Consider the following 16627-nt stretch of genomic DNA (forward strand, 5'->3'; position numbering starts at 1 on the left):
ATCACGCGTTAAGGCCAAGCACAAGCAAGCCTGGCCTTGTCGCGGCGGGACCCGCGTCCCCATCTCAGGCGTTATCCGTCCATAGGAGGCGCGTCCCATGAAAATTCCCGGCCCGGACCATTCGATCACCATAACCCCCGGCGCGACCCGGTGGCGCGCGATGTTCGATAACCACGTGATCGCCGACAGCGGCGACGCCCTGGTCCTTTGCGAGGCCGGTTGCGCGCCGGTGGTCTACTTCCCGCGGGGCGACGTCTCGATGGAATATTTCTCCAGGACCGACCGCACGACCTACTGCCCGTACAAGGGCGACGCGGCCTACTACACGATCCTCATGGACGGCCATCTCGCCGAGAACGCGGTCTGGACCTACGAGGAACCCTACCCGGCCATGGAGCAGATCCGCGGGCGGCTTGCCTTCTATCCGGACAAGGTCGACGTCTATGCGGTCGAAGACGACACCGTCGATCCGGCCCACCATAACACCAAGGCCATCGACGAGGTGATTCAGCACACCGACTCCGGCTCGGGCTCCAGCCAGAAGACCCACTGGCCGCCGAGCGAGGACGTACCGCGTCCCTAGGCCTCCCGCGGGCCGGGCCACTCGGCCCGCGCACCTTCCGGCACGACGCTCATCCCGACGCCCTCCGTCTCCACCACTGGGATGGTGCTGGCGTCGAATCCGTCGAGGCAGAAGACGTTGACCCCGTAGTGGTCGGGGGCCGCGCGCTTGCGATGGAAGGTGTAGATCCCGCAGCGACTGCAGAAGTAGTGCTTCGCCCGCCGCGTGTTCCATCGATAGAGCGACAGGAACTCCTCGCCGGCCAGAACGGTCAGGGCGCTTTCATGCACCTTGGCCATGACGGCGTTCTTCTTGACGCACAGCGAACAGTCGCAGGTGGTCAGCTCCACGATCTCGGCGTCGACCTGGAAGCGAACCGCGCCGCAGTGGCAGGACCCGCGCGGCATGGTCAGTAGGCGAACTCTTCGAAGACCTTGCTCGCGTCGCCCTTCCAGCGGCCGTTGTAGAGTTCGAGAAGCCGCTCGGCGGGGGTGATCCCACTGTCGGCGATCTCCTCCAGCTCGGTCAGATAGCCCGTTTCGTCGACCATGCCGCCACTCAGGCGGTTGCGGTTCTTCAGACCCTGGCGCGCGATGGCGACCATGTCCCTGGCCACGTCCTGGACGCTCCGGCCGCCGACCTGCGCCTTCAGGCCCAGCCGCGCGACGTCGGCGCGCAGGCGCTCGTGGTCCTCGACCTGCCAGTCCTTGCAAAGGTCCCAGGCCGCGGCGAGCGCCGCCTGGTCGTAGAAGATGCCGGTCCAGAGGGCCGGCAGGGCGCACAGGCGGCTCCAGGGCCCGGAATCAGCGCCGCGCATCTCCAGGTACTGCTTGAGCCGCACCTCGGGGAAGGCGGTGGTGGTATGGTCGGCCCAGTCCTTGAGGCTCGGCCGGTCGCCGGGCAGCTCGGCCAGCTCGCCGGCCATGAACTTGCGGAAGGACTTGCCGGCGAGGTCCACATATTTCCCTTCGCGCTTGGCGAAGTACATCGGCACGTCGAGGGCGTACTGGGCGTAGGTCTCGAAGCCGAAGCCGTCGGCGAAGACGAAGTCCAGCATGCCGGTGCGGTCGGGATCGGTGTCGGTCCAGACGTTGGCGCGGGCCGAGAGGAAGCCCGACGGCTTGCCCTCGATGAAGGGGGAATTGGCGAACAGGGCCGTACATATCGGCTGCAGGGCCAGGCTTGTGCGGAACTTGGCCACCATGTCGGCCTCGGAGCCGAAATCGAGATTGGCCTGCACCGTGCAGGTGCGGAACATCATGTCGAGGCCCAGATTGCCGACCTTGGGCATGTATTCCCGCATGATCTTGTAGCGGCCCTTGGGCATGATCGGCACGTCCTCGCGCCGCCAGATCGGCGTGAAGCCGAGGCCCAGGAAGCCCAGGCCCAGCTCGTCGGCGACGGTCTTGACCTCCTGGAGGTGGACGCCAGTCTCCTCGCAGATGTCGTGCATGGTCTCGAGCGGGGCGCCAGACAGCTCGAACTGGCCCCCGGGCTCAAGGCTGACATTGGCCTTGCCCCGTTCGAGGGCGATGATGTTGTCGCCCTCGTAGACGCCCTTCCAGCCGAAGCGCGTCATGCCGTTCAGCAGGGCCTGGATGCCCGCGGGGCCCGCGTAGGGGACCGGCTCGTGCGCGCCCAGGCGGAAGACGAACTTCTCGTGCTCGGCGCCCACGCGCCACTGGTCGGCCGGCTTCGAGCCGGCCTCGAACCAGTCCAGGATATCCTCAACCGCGAGGGGTCGGTCGTCCGTCACGACGTCGGCCATCTCAATCTCCCCCAAGCCCATACCGAAACGGCGGCGATCTTTACGCTGTTCAAACAGGTGGGCGCAAATCAGGAAAGCTCAAGCCCTCGCCAGTCGCGCTTAGATCCAGTCGCCCTGGGCCGCCTGCCACAGGGTGAGCGCGCTGATGGCCGCGGTATCGGCCCGCAGGATCCGGGGCCCCAGGGTGGCGGGCGTGGCGTAAGGCAAGCCGCGCAAGGTCTCGCGCTCCGCCGGCGAGAAGCCGCCCTCGGGTCCTATCAGTATGGCCCAGGGCGCCGGCGGCGCGCCGTCCAGGGCCGCCAGCACCGGCTTGGCGTCGCCCGCCTCGTCGCAGAACAACAGCCGCCGCGGCGCGTGCCAATCGGCCAGCAGCTTGGCGAGCTTCACGGGTTCCAGGATCTGCGGCACATCCATGCGGCCAGTCTGCTCGGCGGCCTCGGCGGCGATGACCTGCAGGCGATCGATCCGCGAGCGCTCGGCGTTGGTGCGTTCGGTGATCACCAGCCGGACGCGCCGGGCGCCCAACTCGGCGGCCTTCTCGACGATGGTCTCCACCCGCGTGCGCTTGACCACCGCGACGAGCAGGTCGAGGTCCGGCCCCAGGGCCTGGGGCCGCTCCTGGGCCTGGAGCCGCAGGATCGCGCCACGCTTGCCCGAGACCTCGATGGCCCCTCGCCACTCGCCGTCGCGGCCGTTGAACACCAGCACCTGGTCGCCCACGACGCGGCGCATCACCGCGGTGAGGTAACGGCTCTGGCCGGAGTCCAGGGCGAGCGCCTGGCCCTGGGCGAGGTCTGTGGCAACGAACAAGCGGATCATGGATTGAGGTTCTAGCCGGGGGCGCGGGTTCAGGACTAGTTTGACGATATGGCGAAGCTCGACAACGAGGCCTATGAGGCCGAACTCACCGCCCTGCAATTGGCCTTGGTCCGCTACCAGCAGGCCGCCATGGAGAGTGGCGACAAGGTGCTGATCATCCTCGAAGGCCGCGATGCGGCGGGCAAGGACGGCGCCATCAAGCGCATGATCGAGCACCTCTCGATCCGGTACACCCGGGCCATCGCCCTGCCGAAGCCGACCGAGGTCGAGCGCAGCCAGTGGTATTTCCAGCGCTACGTGCAGTACCTGCCGGCGGCGGGCCAGATCATCATCTTCAACCGCTCCTGGTACAACCGGGCTGGCGTGGAAAAGGTGATGGGGTTCTCCACCTCCGAGGAGCAGGAGATCTTCCTGCGCGACGTCCCGCACTTCGAGGAGATGCTGGTCGAGAGCGGGATCAAGCTCGTGAAGCTATGGCTCGACATCAGCCGCGAGGAGCAGGCCGAACGGCTGAAGGCGCGACGTGAAGATCCGTTGAAGGCCCTGAAGACCAGTCCCCTCGACGATGTCGCCCAGGAGAAGTGGGACGACTACAGCGCGGCTCGCGACGAGATGCTGACCCGCACCCACAACGCCGCCGCGCCCTGGCGGTGCGTGGTGACCGACAAGAAGAAGGTCGCGCGCCTCAACATCATGCGCCACGTGATCCACGCCATCGCCCCCGCGAGTATCGCCAAGAGCGTCGCCAAGCCCGATCCGGAAATCTTGTTTCCCTTCGAGATCGCCGCCATCTTCGATGGCCGGCTGAACAGGTAGCGGAGCTGATCGGGGGTGGAAAAAATTTCGGCCCGGGAGGCCCGACGCATCGCGCTGGCCGCCCAGGGTTTCGCCGACCGGCGCCCCGCCGCGCCGGGCAAGCGCCATGTCCTGAAGACCATAGATCGCCTCGGCGTGTTGCAGATCGACTCGGTCAATGTGGTGTCCCGCACCCATTACCTGCCGCTGTTCTCGCGCCTGGGCGCCTATCCGCGGCCCCTGCTGGACGAGGTCGCGTGGGGTAAGAATCCCGCCCTGATCGAGTACTGGGCCCATGAGGCCTCGCTGCTGCCGGCGGCCACCCATCCCCTGTTCCGTTGGCGGATGGACGACGCCCGGGAGGGCGTCGGGACCTGGACGGGGATCGCGCGGTTCCTGCGGACCCACCCGGAGTTCATCGACCGGGTGCTGAACGAGATCGAGACCCGCGGGCCGATGCCGGCCTCGGAACTGGAGCTCGGCGCCAAGGGCGCCAAGGGCTGGTGGGGCTGGAGCGAGGGCAAGCGGGCGCTGGAGTGCCTGTTCTGGATCGGCGACCTGACGGCGGCTACCCGGCGCGGGACCTTCGAGCGGGTCTACGGGATCGCCGAGAAGGTGCTGCCCAAGGCGGTCCGCGAGACTCCGACGCCGGACCGCGAAGACGCCCAGCGTGAGCTGATCCGCATCGCCGCCCGCGCTCAGGGCGTGGCCACCGAGCGCGACCTGCGCGACTATTTCCGCATGGGGGTCGCCGACACCAAGGCGCGCATCGCCGAGCTGGTGGAGGCGGGCGACCTGGTCGCCGTCACCGTCAAGGCCTGGGGCCAGCCCGCCTATCTCGCCCCCGCCGCGCGGCGGCCGCGGAAGGTCACCGCCAACGCCCTGCTCTCGCCCTTCGACAACCTGATCTGGTTCCGCGAGCGCACCGAGCGGCTGTTCGACGTGCGCGTCCGGCTGGAGATCTACACCCCGGCTCACAAGCGGGTGCACGGCTACTACGTCCTGCCCTTCCTGCAGGGCGAGGCGATCACCGCCCGGGTCGATCTGAAAGCCGAGCGCAAGACGGGGGTGCTGGTGGTGCAGTCGGCTCATTACGAACCGGGATCGAACGCGCAGACTCCGGGCCTGCTGGCCCAGGAGCTCCGACTGATGGCGGGTTGGCTGGGGCTGGACGACATCCAGGTCCAGCCCAGGGGCGAACTGGCCGGGGCGCTGAAGGCGGCCCTGACCTAGGTCGTCGCACTATCGGGAAATGACGGCGATCATGAACATCACCGCCCCAAGCGAGATCCAGATCACCGAGTTGACGAGCATGCGAAGCAGGCCCCGCTCATGCTCGTCGGTCGTGCCGAGCGCGTCGGCCAGCGCATTGCCGGGCGCTACGAAGATAAGCTTTAGAAACGACATGGAAAATTGTCCTACACCGACCCCGGACCTGGGGTTCCTGGCCGCAACATGCGCGCCCATCGGCAACCTGCGTACTCCGGGACGTTACGTAGACTTGGCCATGACCGAGGGTTGGCGGACCTAGAGCTCCACCATGTCGAAGTCGGCCTTCGGCGTGCCGCACAGGGGACATATCCAGCTGTCGGGCAGGTCCTTCCAGCGCGTGCCCGGCGCCAGGCCCTCGGCCGGGTCGCCGAACTCCTCCTGATAGAGATAGCCGCAGGTGCGGCACTGCCAGACCTTGAAGGGTTCGGACATGTCGGCGCCGCCTCAATGCATCTTGAAGCGGATGGGAACCGACTTGGGACCGCAAACGAAACTGGCGGACATGTTGCGGGGCGTCCCGTCCAGCTCCACCGACTCCAGCCGCGCGAACAGTTCCTCCCACAGGATCCGCATCTCCATCCGCGCCAGGTGCTGGCCCAGGCACACATGGGCGCCGTATCCGAACGCCACATGCTTGTTGGGTGTCCGCTCGACGTCGAACTTGAAGGGATCGGCGAACACCGCCTCGTCGCGGTTGCCCGACGGATAGGACAACATCAGCCAGTCGCCCTTGGCCATCTTGCGGCCGGCGACCTCGGCGTCGGCGGTGGCCGTGCGCATGAAGTGCTTCACCGGCGTGACCCAGCGGATCGACTCCTCGATCAGGCCGGGGATGAGGGCGGGATTGGCCTTCAACTTGGCGAACTGTTCGGGGTTCTCGGCCAGGGCCCACAGGGCGCCCGACACCGTCGACGACGTGGTGTCGTGGCCGGCGGTCGCCGCGATGATGTAGTAGCTCATGGCCTCCAGGTGGCCGAGCGGTTGGCCGTCGATCTTGCCGTTGGCGATGACGCTGGCGAGGTCCGCGCGCGGATTGGCCCGGCGATCCTCGGTGATGGCGTTGAAATACAGCATGAAGTCCATGACCACCGACTGGATGGTGTCGACGCCGGCGTTGGTGGTCTGGATCTCCTCGCCGGTCCGATTGAGGTCGGGGTCTGCGCTGCCGAACAATTCCTGGGTGAGCTTCAGCATCCGCGGCTCGTCGGACTCCGGCACCCCGATCACCTCCATGATCACATGCAGCGGATAGAGGAAGGCCACGTCCCGGGCGAAGTCGCACTGGCCGCCATGCGACGCCATCCGGTCGACGAAGCCCTTGGCGATCTCGCGGATCCGCGACTCCAGGGCCCGGAGGTTCTGCGGCACGAACGAACCCTGGGTCAGGCGCCGGTAGGCCATGTGGTCGGGGTTGTCCATCTGCACCAGCGACCGCACCAAGTGGGGGCTGCCGCCCATCATCTCGCGAACCTTCCGGTCGGCGTCGATGGTCGTGAGAACGGTGGAGCGGTCGCCGTTGTGGAACAGCTCGTTCTGCCGCTCCACCTCGAGGATGTCGGCGTGACGGGTGACCACCCAGAAGGGATCGAAGCCCTCGGGTTGGGCCCGATCCAATGGCGCTTCCCGCCGAAGCCAGGCGAAGGCGTCGTCCACCCGCTTGCCGTCGGCGTAGGCGCGGGGATCGACAATGGTCTGGGCGATATCGGACGGAATGGTCATGTGCGGTTCCTGGGCTCCCTTGCGTGTCTTCTGGCCCGACACTGCAACTTGCTAGTTGTCTAACAACTTTCTAGACTCCGCAATATGGCCAGCACATTGACCAGGCGCAAATCTCGCCGCAGCCAGGCCGAGCGCAGGGATGAATCGGAACGCCGCCTGCTGGCAGCGGCCGCCGAGCTCGTGGTGGAACGGGGCATGGCGGCGGCGACCTTCGAGAACATCGGGGCCCGCGCAGGGTACAGCCGCAGCCTCGTCACACAGCGCTTCGGGTCCAAGCGGGGTCTCATCGACGCCCTGATCGTCCAGCTCCAGGGTCGCCTTGGCGGCTTGTTAGAAGACCGGCATGTGGACGCCATGAGCGGCCTGGACGCGGTCCTGGCCTATGTGGAGGTGTTTCTCGCCGCGCTCGACCACGACGGGGAACTGCGGGCCTATTTCGTGGTGCTGGCCTCCGCCGTGGCCGATGTCTCGGAACTGCGCGCGCCGTTCGCCGACGCCCACAAGGAGGTCGAGATCGTCCTCACGGCCTTCTTCCAGCGGGGACAGGCCGAGGGTTCGGTCCGGTCCGGCATCGACCCCGACGCGGCGGCCCTCGTCACCGGCGCCTTGCTGTTCGGGCTGTCGATGCAGTTGCTGCTGGATCCGACCCTGGACCTCGCACCGTTGGGAGAGACCAGCAAGATGGCCTTGCGGTTGAGCTTCGCGGCCTGAGCGCCGGCCGGTCGCTCAGGTCTTCGGCGTCATCACCAGCCATGGGGTCGGCTTGATTCGCCATTCCCACACCGCCAGGAGCTGGTCGAGGTGGCCCGACTGCGCCAGCCAATCCGGCAGGGGCAGCGTCTTGGGCTGGGTGTCCAGGCGGACGATGTCGTGGGTGGGGGAGAAACGCTCGACCAGCCGCGCGAGGTTTCCCGGCCGGTAGACGTCATGGGTCTCGACGATGAGGGTCATGCCCGTGAGCGCCGGCGAGAGATCGGGGCGCAGCAGGTCATCCTCGGCGCCCTCCACGTCCATCAGCACCAGGCATTTCTGGCCCGCGAAGGCCTCGAATCCGGTAGGGGCGAAGGTCTCGCCGACCATGACCCGATCGGCGACGCCGTTGGTCTGCGCCAGGGCCTCGCAGGCGGCCCGGGCCTTGGCCTCGACATCGTAGGCGTAGATGGTGGCGGCTGGCATCAGCCGGGCCAGGCCCACCGCATAGTAGCCCTCGGCGCAACCCACATCGATCACCGTGTCGAAGCCCTGCTGGGCGAAGGCCTCGATATGGGGGTGCAGCTCGGACTCGTAGGTGCCCAGCAGCCGCGGCGCCAGCGCCCCCTCGGTGGCGGTGCGCAGGTAGGACATGCCGGCGAACGGCCCCTGCAGGATCACCTGGCCGTGGTGGCGGACATAGGCGTCTACGATGGCCGAGGCCCGCCACAGGGCCAGCACCCGCAGGGCCATGTTGAGCTCCTGCGGTTGGCTCAGCGGCGGGTCGCGGTCCAGCCGCTCCCGCAGCCACTGAACCACTCGCTCCGCATAGGTCATGACGCGCCCCGGCCCGGAATCATCGGCGACATCTAGCACCGCCAGGCCGCCGCCGTCAGGGCGCAGCGGTCAGGCCGTCCCCTCGGTCACCGCGTGGAGGCGGGCATAGGTCCCGCCCTTCTTCACCAGTTCGGCGTGGCGGCCCTCCTCGACGATGCGGCCCTCCTCGAACACCAGGATCCGGTCGGCCCCGCGGATGGTCGAGAGCCGGTGGGCGATGACGATAGTGGTGCGGCCCACCATCAGCTCCTCCATGGCCGCCTGGACCTGGCGCTCGGTCTCCACGTCCAGGGACGAGGTCGCCTCGTCCAGCACCAGGATCGGGGCGTCGGCCAGGAAGGCCCGCGCGATGGCCACGCGCTGGCGCTCCCCGCCCGACAGCTTCACCCCGCGCTCGCCCACCAGCGTGTGGTAGGCCAGCGGCAGCTTGGCGATGAAGTCGTGGGCGCGGGCCCGCTTGGCGGCGAGCGCGATCTCATCGTCCGTCGCCTCGGGCCGGGCGTAGCTGATGTTCTCGGCGATGGTCCGGTGGAACAGGGCCGGATCCTGAGGCACCACCGCGATCGCCCGGCGCAGACCGCCCTGGTTCACCGTGGCGATGTCCTGGCCGTCGATCAGGATGCGGCCGTCCTGCAGGTCGTAGAGCCGCTGGATCAGCTTGACGAAAGTCGACTTGCCGGCCCCGGTCGGACCCACCAGGGCCACTCTCTCGCCGGGCGCGATGCGCAGGGTGAAGTCGCGATAGAGCGGCTCCTCCGCCGACTTGTAGCGGAAGGTGATCCTGTCGAAGACGATCTCGCCCAGCTCGCCCCCGAAGGCCGGGGCGTTCGCGACGTCCAGCACCTGGGGCGGGGTCTGGGCGTAGCGGGCCACGTCCTCCACATCGTCGAGGCCCTTCTGCATCATGCGGATGTTCTCGCCGATATTGCGCAGATAGCCGCTCATCAGCATGAACGAGGTGATCGCGAAGGCCACGTCGCCGGCGGTGGCCTCGCCCCGCGCCCACAGGCGCAGCAGCAGGCCGGTCAGCCCCGCCTGCAGCACCACCAGCAGCAGGTTGTGCCACAGCCAGACATTGATGAACCGGGTCCAGGTGGTGAGGGTGAGCCGCCGCCAGAGCGCGGTGATGCCGCCGATCCTCTCCTCCTCCCGGTGCTCGGCCCCAAAGGACTTCACGGTCGGGTTGGATGAGATGGAGTCTGCGAGCGCCCCGCCGATGCGGCTGTCGAGGGCCACCGACTTGAGGTTGGCCGGCCGCACATACGTGGCGGTCAGGATCAGGTTGGAGGCGACATAGATCACCACCACCGCAAGGGAGAACAGGCCGACGCTGGGCCAACGGGCGATCATCACCCCCGAGAGGCCGAAGAGGACCAGCATGGCGGGGCCCAGCCACAGGACCACCGAGTCCGAGACCATGTCGTAGCCCCACATGGCGCGGCTCAATCGCCGCACCGTGGAGCCGGCGAAGGTGTCGGCGTGCCAGTCGGACGAGAACGACTGCACCCGCTTGAAGCCCTCGTCGGTCATCTCCTTCATGTTGGCCGCCGCCAGCGGGTTCCAGAACCGGAAGCTGATGTTGCGGATGATGGCGAAGGCCAGGTAGACGCCCACGAAGATCGCCCAGGCGTTCCAGGCGAGCTCGGCCCGAGAAGGACCGGCCGCCACGGCGTCGACCAGCTCCCCCGCCGCCCAGGGCAGGGCCAGGTCGAAGCCGACCGAGGCCAGGGTCAGCACCACGCAGGCGGTCAGCAACACCGGCCGCCGCAGCCAGAACCGGGCGATGAAGCCCAGCACCTGGCCGTTGGAAAGGACCCGCTGCGGCTGGTCGTCGGTGTCTTCGTAGTGCTCGGTCACAGATGGGTCCCTTCGGTCACGGCGTGCAGCCGCGCATAGGCCCCGCCCCGGTCGATCAGTTCGGCGTGGCGGCCTTCTTCGACAATGCGACCCTGGTCGAACACCAGGATCCGGTCGGCTCCGCGGATGGTCGACAACCGGTGGGCGATGACCACCGTGGTGCGGCCCACCATGAGCTCCTCCATGGCCGCCTGCACCTGGCGCTCGGTCTCCACGTCCAGCGAGGATGTGGCCTCGTCCAGCACCAGGATGGGCGCGTCGGCCAGGAAGGCCCGGGCGATCGCCACGCGCTGGCGCTCCCCGCCCGACAGCTTCACCCCCCGCTCGCCCACCGGGGTCTCGTAGCCTTTCGGCAGGCGGGCGATGAACTCGTGGGCGCGGGCCCGCTTGGCGGCCAGCACGACCTCCTCGTGGGTAGCGTCCGGCCGGGCGTAGCCGATGTTCTCGGCGATCGAGCGGTGGAACAGGGCCGGATCCTGCGGCACCACGGCGATGGCGCGCCGCAGGGAGCCCTGGCTGACCTTGGAGATGTCCTGGCCGTCGATCAGGATTCGCCCGCCCTGCAGGTCGTAAAGCCGCTGGATCAGCTTGACGAAGGTCGACTTGCCGGCCCCCGTCGGACCCACCAGGGCCACGCGCTCGCCGGGCGCCACCACCAGGGTGAAGCCGTCATAGAGCGGGCGTGGCTGGTTGGCGTAGCCGAAGGTGACGCGGTCGAAGACCACCTCGCCCAGCTCGCCGCGGAAGGTCATGGCGTCGGGTGCGTCGGCCAGCTGCGGCTCGGTGACCGCGTAGGTGGCCACGTCCAGGATGTCGTCCAGGCCCTTCTGCAGCATGCGGGTGATCTCGCTGAAGTTCCGCATGTAGCCGGCCATGACGATGAACGAGGTGATGGCGAAGGCCACGTCCCCCGGGGTGGCGTTCCCCTTGGCCCAGGCGTCGACCAGGAAGGCCGTCAGCCCCGCCTGCAGCACGATCAGGAACAGGTTCTGGCCCAGGCCCACATTGTTGAACCGGTCCCAGGTCTTGTTCACCGCCGCGCGCCAGGCCTCGACCGTGCGGCCGAAGCGGGCCTCCTCGCGGTCCTCGGCCCCGAAGCTCTTGACCACCGGATTGGCGCCCACGGCGTCGGCCAGGGTTGCGCCGATCTTGGAGTCGAGCGCCGTGGAGACCAAGTTCACCGGCCGGATGTAGTGCACCGACATCAGGATGTTGTAGGCCCCGAAGGCCAGCACCATCACCGCCACGAACGCCCCTGCCCAGGGCCATTGCAGCCCCAGCGAGATCGCCAGCCCGCCCAGCACGATCAGGGTCGGGAACAGCATCATCAGCAGGGCGTCCGAGGCGCTGTCATAGCCCCACATGGCCCGGCTGACCCGGCGCACCGTGGCGCCGGCGAAGTTCGAGGCATGCCAGTCGGCTGAGAAGGCCTGCACCCGCTTGAAGCCGTCATTGACGATCCGCGCCATGATCCGCGCATAGAAGCCGTTGGCCGCGCGGAACAGCGACGAGCGCATCAGATAGAACATCAGATAGAGGCCCGAGAGGCTCGCCCAGGCGGCCCAGGCGGCGTCCGTCACCTTCTCCGGCGCGGAGACGGCGTTGATCAGCGCCCGAGTGGCCCATGGTATCGCCAGGTCGGCGGCGGTGGCCGCCAGCATGAAGCCGACGATCAGGGCGAACTTGCCGGGCTCCGCCAGCCAGTGGCGCACGATGAAGCCCAGCACCTGGGTGTTGGTCAGGACTCTGGGACGGTTGGCGTCCTCATCGTCGTCGAGAAAATCGGTCATGACGCACTTCTGAGATTCCCGGCCGGGCCGGGGTGAAATTGAAGGTCCGAGGCTGGACGCCGGGACCCGTGGGGGAGCACGGATCCCGGCGCCGCCTTGCCGCGCCCCGCTACGCAGCGGGTCGGCGGGCCTCGAAGTTGAGTATTCGGCTGGACCGGCCAGGACGCCGCCCGGCCTGGTGGTCGGCGCCCACGGAAATGTCCGTGAAGCCCGCGGCCGCCAGGGCAAGCTGGAATTCCGCAAGCCCCCAGATGCGGAAGGCCATCACTTCCAGCTCCGACTCCACCAGCCGCCCGTTCCGCCAGCGTTCGTAGCGGTCGTGGGTGACGCGCCGCTGACGGACCAGGTCGATCTCCACCGCCCGGCCCTCGATCCGCAGCATGTCGCCGTTGGCGGCGGTCCATGTGCGGACGTCGGGCCTCTCGTTGGTCAGGTAGCCCATCGGCAGCAGGTCGATGAGCAGCCGGCCGCCGGGCGCCAGGTGGTCGTGGAACCGTTTCAGCACGGCCAGGCCCTCGGCGAAGTCGTCGATGAGGGTGAAGGTCCCGACCGGCACGAGGATCGCGGCGAAGGCGTGGTCGTAGGCGAAGTCCTGGAAGCGGGCCTGCCGCAGGTCGGCCGGGAGGCCGCGCGCCGCGCAGTGGCGGCGGCAGCTCTCCAGCATGTCCGGCGACTGGTCGAAGCCCTTCACCTCCAGGCCCGCCTCGAGCAGCGGGACCAGCAGGCGTCCGGTTCCGACCGCGGCCTCCAGGATCGGCCCCTGCGTCCCGACCAGCCGGTCGAGATAGAAGGGCACGTCGGGCAGGGAGCCGGGCGGCTTGTCCAGGTCGTAGATCTCCGTGCACATCGCCCCGTAGCGGTTGGGAACGGGGGCGTTGGGCCAAGATGCGATGGGAGTGGCCGAGATGGGTTCGGTGATAGGCATGTCGTCTCTTGAGTCGGACGGACTCCGCGCCAAATCCGGGCCGGGGAATCCGTGGAATCGAGGAGCGCCGGCGAACGCGTTTGGCTACGCGCGGAAGGCTGGCGATGCGGTGCAGAGCGGCCCCCGCTGGGGGCCCGGTCGCGAGTTAATCGCGGTTCCGCTTAAGGGCGGACACAGCGACGAACGGCGTCTGCGGGCGATGATTGAATGCTGTCACGCTGATCACCTCCCTGTTTCAGGCGCTGCGGGGCTGGACGACGACGCAGACCCTGCGCGCCTCGATTCCCGCTGTCAATCCGACCGACCCGCGTTATTTGGCGTCGCGATCAGGTCGCTGGACCGCGTGGCCGGACTGCAACAGCGGCTGGAAGGCCGTCGAGGTTCTGCTAGAGGCTGAACCCATGGCCGCCCCCCTTCCCGACGCCGCGCCCAGCAACTGGGTCGACCGCCACGCGCCGCCCGGCCTGCAGCCGTGGCTGAAGCTGGGGCGCTTCGACCGCCCCGCGGGGATCTGGCTGTTGATGCTGCCGGGCTGGCAGGGGGCGGCACTGGCCGGCGCCCAGGCCGGCCAATGGCCCGATCCCTGGCTGCTGCTGAAGATCCTGGCGGGTGCGGCCCTGATGCGGGCGGCGGGCTGCGCCTATAACGATATCGTCGACCGCGACATCGACGCCAAGGTGGCGCGCACCGCCGGCCGGCCGATCCCGTCGGGCCAGATTTCGGTGAAGCAGGCATGGGCCTTCCTGGCGGCCTGCAGCCTGGTCTCCCTGGCCATCCTGCTGACCCTGCCGCCGCTCGCCATCGCGCTGGGCGTCGGGTCCCTGGCCCTGGTGGCGGCCTACCCGTTCATGAAGCGGATCACCTGGTGGCCACAGGCCTGGCTGGGCCTGACCTTCAACTGGGGGGCCCTGCTGGGCTACGCCGCTGCGACCGGGACGCTGGGCTGGCCCGCCGCCCTGCTCTACGCCTCCGGGGTGTTCTGGACCCTGGGCTACGACACGATCTACGCGGTGCAGGACCTGGAGGACGACGCCCTGGCGGGGGTGAAGTCCTCAGCCCTGCGGCTGGGCGGCGCCGCGCCCAAGGCGGTGCTCGGCTTCTATGTGGCGAGTTTCACCCTCGCGCTCGCGGCGGGCTGGATGGCGGGTCTCGGCCCCCTCGCCCTGCCGCCGCTGGCGCTCTACGGCATGCACCTGTCGCGCCAGGCCGCCCGGCTGGACGTGGCCGATCCGGGACTGGCCCTGGCGCTGTTCAAGTCCAACAGCCTGGCGGGGCTGCTGCTGTTCCTGGCCCTTGTCGCCGGGATGTGGCGGGGGCCGCTCGGCCTCTAGGCGACATCGACAAGATGCTCCCCCTCTGGGGGAGCTGTCGGCAAAGCCGACTGAGGGGGACTTTGACTCATCCCGCCGCGGATGAAGCCCCCTCCGTCTCGCCGCCAAGAGGCGACGAACCACCTCCCCCAAACCGCGCTCCGCGCTGGGGGAGGATCTGGAACACCGTTAGGCGACCTGGCGGTCGCCGTGCTGCTCGGCCAGGCGCTGCTCCATCCGGGCGCTGGCGCGGCGGAGTTCGTCGATGGCGTCGTCGATCTCCTGACGCTGACGCTCGAAGGCCACGATCCGCTCGCGGAATTTGCGCAGGGCGAGCGCGTTCTGGGCGACCTCCCCGTCCCCCTGGCCGTAGAGGCTGAGGATGTCGCGGATCTCGGCCAGGGACAGGCCGACGCGCTTGCCGTTGAGGATGATCTGCAGGCGGGCGCGGTCGCGGTAGGAATAGACCCGCGCCATGCCCTGGCGGGCGGGGGCGAGCAGGCCCTGGTCCTCGTAGTACCGCAGCGCGCGCGCGGTGGCGCCGAACTCTCGGCAGAGCTGGGTGATGGTGAAGCTCATCGCCGGGCGGCGAAGCTTGGCGGTCATTCTGTCCTCCCTGGGATCGCGGGCCGTACCGCCCGTCGAGATCGAAGCTTGCCCTTCCCTTTACGTGAACGTCAATCAGTTACGTCAACTTCCGGACCTGCCGTTGGGTCACGCTTGTCGGCCTTTTCAGCACGGGGGAGGATCGCGCAAACGGGAGGCCAAACGCATGAGCGACCTCGATTTTGGCGGCAAGACGGCGCTGGTCGTCGGCGGCTCCAGCGGCATAGGCAACGGGATCGCCCACGGGTTCCGCAAGCGGGGCGCCAAGGTCCACGTCTGGGGCACCCGGGCGCGGGCCGCCGACTATGACCCGGCGGACGGCTCGGACCTGGCCGGCCTGGCCTACGCCAAGGTCGATGTGGGAAACCGTGCGGAGATCGAGGCCGCCGCCCCCATCGCCCCGTTGGACATCCTCGTCCTCTGCCAGGGCACGGTGGTCTACAAGCGCGGCGAGTTCGGGCCGGAGGGCTGGGACAGGGTCATGGCGGTCAACCTCGATAGCCTGATGGCCTGCGCCATGAAGTTCCATGACGCCCTTAGCCAGGCGCGCGGCTCCATCATCATCGTCAGCTCTGTCTCGGGCTACCAGGCCAACCGCGGCAACCCGGCCTACGCTGCCTCCAAGGCCGGGGCCGTCAGCCTGACCAAGACGCTCGGCCAGGCCTGGGCCGGCGACGGCATCCGGGTGAACGGCCTGGCGCCCGGCTTGGTCGCCACCAAGCTGACCAAGGTCACCACCGAGCATCCCGACCGCCTGCGCGGCGCGCTGGCCCGCATCCCGGCCGGCCGTATGGGCGAGCCGTCGGACATGGCGGGCGCGGCCCTGTTCCTGGCCTCGCCGCTCGCCGGCTACGTGGTCGGCCAGACCCTGATCGTCGACGGGGGGCTCAGCCTGTGAGCGCGCCCGGACGTTCGCTAAAGGGCTCCCGCGTCCTGGTCACCGGGGCGGCCAGCGGCATGGGCCTGGCCACCGCCCGGATCTTCGCCCAGGAGGGCGCGGAGGTGGCGCTCACCGACTACACCGCGGCCTCGGCCGAGGCCGCCGCCAGCGCCCTGGCCGACGAGGGGCTCAGCGTCCATCCGTGGAAACTGGACGTGTCCGACGCCGCCGAGATCATCGCCGTGGTCGAGGAGATCGCCCAGCGTCTCGGCGGCCTGGACGTGGTGGTCAACAACGCCGGGGTGTCCGCCTTCTCGGCCATCGACAGCGACGACTACGAGGCCGTCTGGGCCCGGTCGCTCTCGATCCTGCTCACCGCCCACCAGCGGGTGGTGCGCGCGGCCCTGCCGCACCTTCGCGCCTCGGCCGCGCCGCGCATCGTCAATATCGCCTCCACCGAGGCCTTGGGCGCCACCGCCCGCGACAGCCCCTATGCCGCGGCCAAGGCCGGGGTGGTGGGCCTGACCCGGGCGCTGGCCGTGGAGCTCGGGCGCGAGGGGATCACGGTCAACTGCGTCTGCCCCGGTCCCATCCGCACCGGCATGACCGCCGCAATCCCCGACGAGGCCAAGGAGACCTTCGCCAGGCGCCGCACGGCCATGGGCCGCTACGGCGAGCCGGAGGAAGTGGCCCACGTCACCGTCAGCCTCTGCCTGCCGGCGGCCTCCTACATCACCGGCGCGGTGATCCCGGTGGACGGGGGGCTGACGGCCCGCAACGCCTAGGCCCAGCCTTGA

General features: G+C 68.7%; 18 protein-coding genes. 7 read left to right on the forward strand and 11 right to left on the reverse strand.

Annotated elements, in window-relative coordinates; genetic code table 11:
- Positions 1-97 precede the first annotated feature (97 nt).
- Complete coding sequence (locus M9M90_RS17895) at positions 98-583, forward strand: DUF427 domain-containing protein (protein ID WP_254834593.1); 486 nt, start codon at positions 98-100, stop codon at positions 581-583.
- Here the strand turns inward: M9M90_RS17895 and M9M90_RS17900 are convergent.
- From M9M90_RS17900 to M9M90_RS17910, 3 genes are all read right to left on the reverse strand, one after another.
- Complete coding sequence (locus M9M90_RS17900) at positions 580-969, reverse strand: GFA family protein (protein ID WP_254834594.1); 390 nt, start codon at positions 967-969, stop codon at positions 580-582. The genes M9M90_RS17895 and M9M90_RS17900 overlap by 4 nt on opposite strands.
- 2 nt (positions 970-971) lie before the next feature.
- Positions 972-2330 carry a glutamate--cysteine ligase gene (locus tag M9M90_RS17905; RefSeq protein ID WP_254834595.1) on the reverse strand — a complete coding sequence of 453 codons (1359 nt, stop codon included), beginning with the start codon at positions 2328-2330 and terminating at the stop codon, positions 972-974.
- Positions 2331-2429: 99 nt separating this feature from the next.
- Entirely contained in the window at positions 2430-3149 is a 720-nt protein-coding gene (locus M9M90_RS17910; RefSeq protein WP_254834596.1) for a 16S rRNA (uracil(1498)-N(3))-methyltransferase, read from the reverse strand.
- A gap of 48 nt (positions 3150-3197) precedes the next feature.
- Between M9M90_RS17910 and ppk2 the strand changes: the two genes are divergently transcribed.
- On the forward strand, positions 3198-3965 hold the full coding sequence (ppk2, locus tag M9M90_RS17915) for a polyphosphate kinase 2 (protein WP_254834597.1): 768 nt from the start codon (positions 3198-3200) through the stop codon (positions 3963-3965).
- Between the two features lie 15 nt (positions 3966-3980).
- Entirely contained in the window at positions 3981-5177 is a 1197-nt protein-coding gene (locus tag M9M90_RS17920; protein ID WP_254834598.1) for a winged helix-turn-helix domain-containing protein, read from the forward strand.
- Positions 5178-5186: 9 nt separating this feature from the next.
- On the opposite strand, the gene M9M90_RS17925 is transcribed toward M9M90_RS17920, so the two are convergent.
- The 3 genes from M9M90_RS17925 to M9M90_RS17935 form a co-directional block, all read right to left on the reverse strand.
- Complete coding sequence (locus M9M90_RS17925) at positions 5187-5351, reverse strand: hypothetical protein (protein WP_254834599.1); 165 nt, start codon at positions 5349-5351, stop codon at positions 5187-5189.
- A 120-nt stretch (positions 5352-5471) separates the two neighbouring features.
- Positions 5472-5648, reverse strand: coding sequence for a rubredoxin (locus tag M9M90_RS17930; protein WP_254834600.1), 177 nt, complete (start codon positions 5646-5648; stop codon positions 5472-5474).
- A 12-nt stretch (positions 5649-5660) separates the two neighbouring features.
- Positions 5661-6935: a cytochrome P450 gene (locus M9M90_RS17935; RefSeq protein ID WP_254834601.1), complete on the reverse strand. Its 1275-nt coding sequence runs from the start codon at positions 6933-6935 to the stop codon at positions 5661-5663.
- 84 nt (positions 6936-7019) lie between these two features.
- Between M9M90_RS17935 and M9M90_RS17940 the strand changes: the two genes are divergently transcribed.
- On the forward strand, positions 7020-7646 hold the full coding sequence (locus M9M90_RS17940) for a TetR/AcrR family transcriptional regulator (RefSeq protein WP_254834602.1): 627 nt from the start codon (positions 7020-7022) through the stop codon (positions 7644-7646).
- Positions 7647-7661: 15 nt separating this feature from the next.
- On the opposite strand, the gene M9M90_RS17945 is transcribed toward M9M90_RS17940, so the two are convergent.
- The 4 genes from M9M90_RS17945 to M9M90_RS17960 form a co-directional block, all read right to left on the reverse strand.
- Positions 7662-8462: a methyltransferase gene (locus M9M90_RS17945; protein WP_254834603.1), complete on the reverse strand. Its 801-nt coding sequence runs from the start codon at positions 8460-8462 to the stop codon at positions 7662-7664.
- Positions 8463-8531: 69 nt separating this feature from the next.
- On the reverse strand, positions 8532-10319 hold the full coding sequence (locus M9M90_RS17950; protein WP_254834604.1) for an ABC transporter ATP-binding protein: 1788 nt from the start codon (positions 10317-10319) through the stop codon (positions 8532-8534).
- On the reverse strand, positions 10316-12109 hold the full coding sequence (locus M9M90_RS17955; RefSeq protein ID WP_254834605.1) for an ABC transporter ATP-binding protein: 1794 nt from the start codon (positions 12107-12109) through the stop codon (positions 10316-10318). The genes M9M90_RS17950 and M9M90_RS17955 overlap by 4 nt, the downstream gene beginning before the upstream one ends.
- Before the next feature lie 109 nt (positions 12110-12218).
- Complete coding sequence (locus M9M90_RS17960; RefSeq protein WP_254834606.1) at positions 12219-13034, reverse strand: bifunctional 2-polyprenyl-6-hydroxyphenol methylase/3-demethylubiquinol 3-O-methyltransferase UbiG; 816 nt, start codon at positions 13032-13034, stop codon at positions 12219-12221.
- A gap of 401 nt (positions 13035-13435) precedes the next feature.
- Here M9M90_RS17960 and ubiA point away from each other — a divergent pair, with 401 nt between their 5' ends.
- Positions 13436-14365: a 4-hydroxybenzoate octaprenyltransferase gene (gene ubiA, locus M9M90_RS17965; protein ID WP_254834607.1), complete on the forward strand. Its 930-nt coding sequence runs from the start codon at positions 13436-13438 to the stop codon at positions 14363-14365.
- 168 nt (positions 14366-14533) lie between these two features.
- On the opposite strand, the gene M9M90_RS17970 is transcribed toward ubiA, so the two are convergent.
- A complete protein-coding gene (locus M9M90_RS17970; RefSeq protein WP_254834608.1) occupies positions 14534-14950 on the reverse strand; it encodes a MerR family DNA-binding transcriptional regulator in 417 nt (138 codons plus the stop codon).
- 166 nt (positions 14951-15116) lie between these two features.
- Here M9M90_RS17970 and M9M90_RS17975 point away from each other — a divergent pair, with 166 nt between their 5' ends.
- On the forward strand, positions 15117-15848 hold the full coding sequence (locus tag M9M90_RS17975) for an SDR family NAD(P)-dependent oxidoreductase (RefSeq protein WP_254834609.1): 732 nt from the start codon (positions 15117-15119) through the stop codon (positions 15846-15848).
- Positions 15845-16615 (forward strand): SDR family NAD(P)-dependent oxidoreductase, encoded by a 771-nt coding sequence (locus tag M9M90_RS17980; RefSeq protein ID WP_254834610.1) that lies wholly within the window; start codon positions 15845-15847, stop codon positions 16613-16615. Before M9M90_RS17975 ends, M9M90_RS17980 begins: the two co-directional genes overlap by 4 nt.
- The last annotated feature ends 12 nt before the right edge of the window (positions 16616-16627 follow it).

Source organism: Phenylobacterium sp. LH3H17 (genome assembly GCF_024298925.1).
Lineage (GTDB): Bacteria > Pseudomonadota > Alphaproteobacteria > Caulobacterales > Caulobacteraceae > Phenylobacterium.

Excerpts from the sequence above, each read along its gene's own strand:
- M9M90_RS17895 (WP_254834593.1), top strand. The coding sequence starts at position 98 with ATGAAAATTCCCGGCCCGGACCATTCGATCACCATAACCCCCGGCGCG.
- M9M90_RS17900 (WP_254834594.1), bottom strand. The coding sequence starts at position 969 with ATGCCGCGCGGGTCCTGCCACTGCGGCGCGGTTCGCTTCCAGGTCGAC.
- M9M90_RS17905 (WP_254834595.1), bottom strand. The coding sequence starts at position 2,330 with ATGGCCGACGTCGTGACGGACGACCGACCCCTCGCGGTTGAGGATATC.
- M9M90_RS17910 (WP_254834596.1), bottom strand. The coding sequence starts at position 3,149 with ATGATCCGCTTGTTCGTTGCCACAGACCTCGCCCAGGGCCAGGCGCTC.
- ppk2 (WP_254834597.1), top strand. The coding sequence starts at position 3,198 with ATGGCGAAGCTCGACAACGAGGCCTATGAGGCCGAACTCACCGCCCTG.
- M9M90_RS17925 (WP_254834599.1), bottom strand. The coding sequence starts at position 5,351 with ATGTCGTTTCTAAAGCTTATCTTCGTAGCGCCCGGCAATGCGCTGGCC.
- M9M90_RS17930 (WP_254834600.1), bottom strand. The coding sequence starts at position 5,648 with ATGTCCGAACCCTTCAAGGTCTGGCAGTGCCGCACCTGCGGCTATCTC.
- M9M90_RS17935 (WP_254834601.1), bottom strand. The coding sequence starts at position 6,935 with ATGACCATTCCGTCCGATATCGCCCAGACCATTGTCGATCCCCGCGCC.
- M9M90_RS17940 (WP_254834602.1), top strand. The coding sequence starts at position 7,020 with ATGGCCAGCACATTGACCAGGCGCAAATCTCGCCGCAGCCAGGCCGAG.
- M9M90_RS17945 (WP_254834603.1), bottom strand. The coding sequence starts at position 8,462 with ATGACCTATGCGGAGCGAGTGGTTCAGTGGCTGCGGGAGCGGCTGGAC.
- M9M90_RS17955 (WP_254834605.1), bottom strand. The coding sequence starts at position 12,109 with ATGACCGATTTTCTCGACGACGATGAGGACGCCAACCGTCCCAGAGTC.
- M9M90_RS17960 (WP_254834606.1), bottom strand. The coding sequence starts at position 13,034 with ATGCCTATCACCGAACCCATCTCGGCCACTCCCATCGCATCTTGGCCC.
- ubiA (WP_254834607.1), top strand. The coding sequence starts at position 13,436 with ATGGCCGCCCCCCTTCCCGACGCCGCGCCCAGCAACTGGGTCGACCGC.
- M9M90_RS17970 (WP_254834608.1), bottom strand. The coding sequence starts at position 14,950 with ATGACCGCCAAGCTTCGCCGCCCGGCGATGAGCTTCACCATCACCCAG.
- M9M90_RS17975 (WP_254834609.1), top strand. The coding sequence starts at position 15,117 with ATGAGCGACCTCGATTTTGGCGGCAAGACGGCGCTGGTCGTCGGCGGC.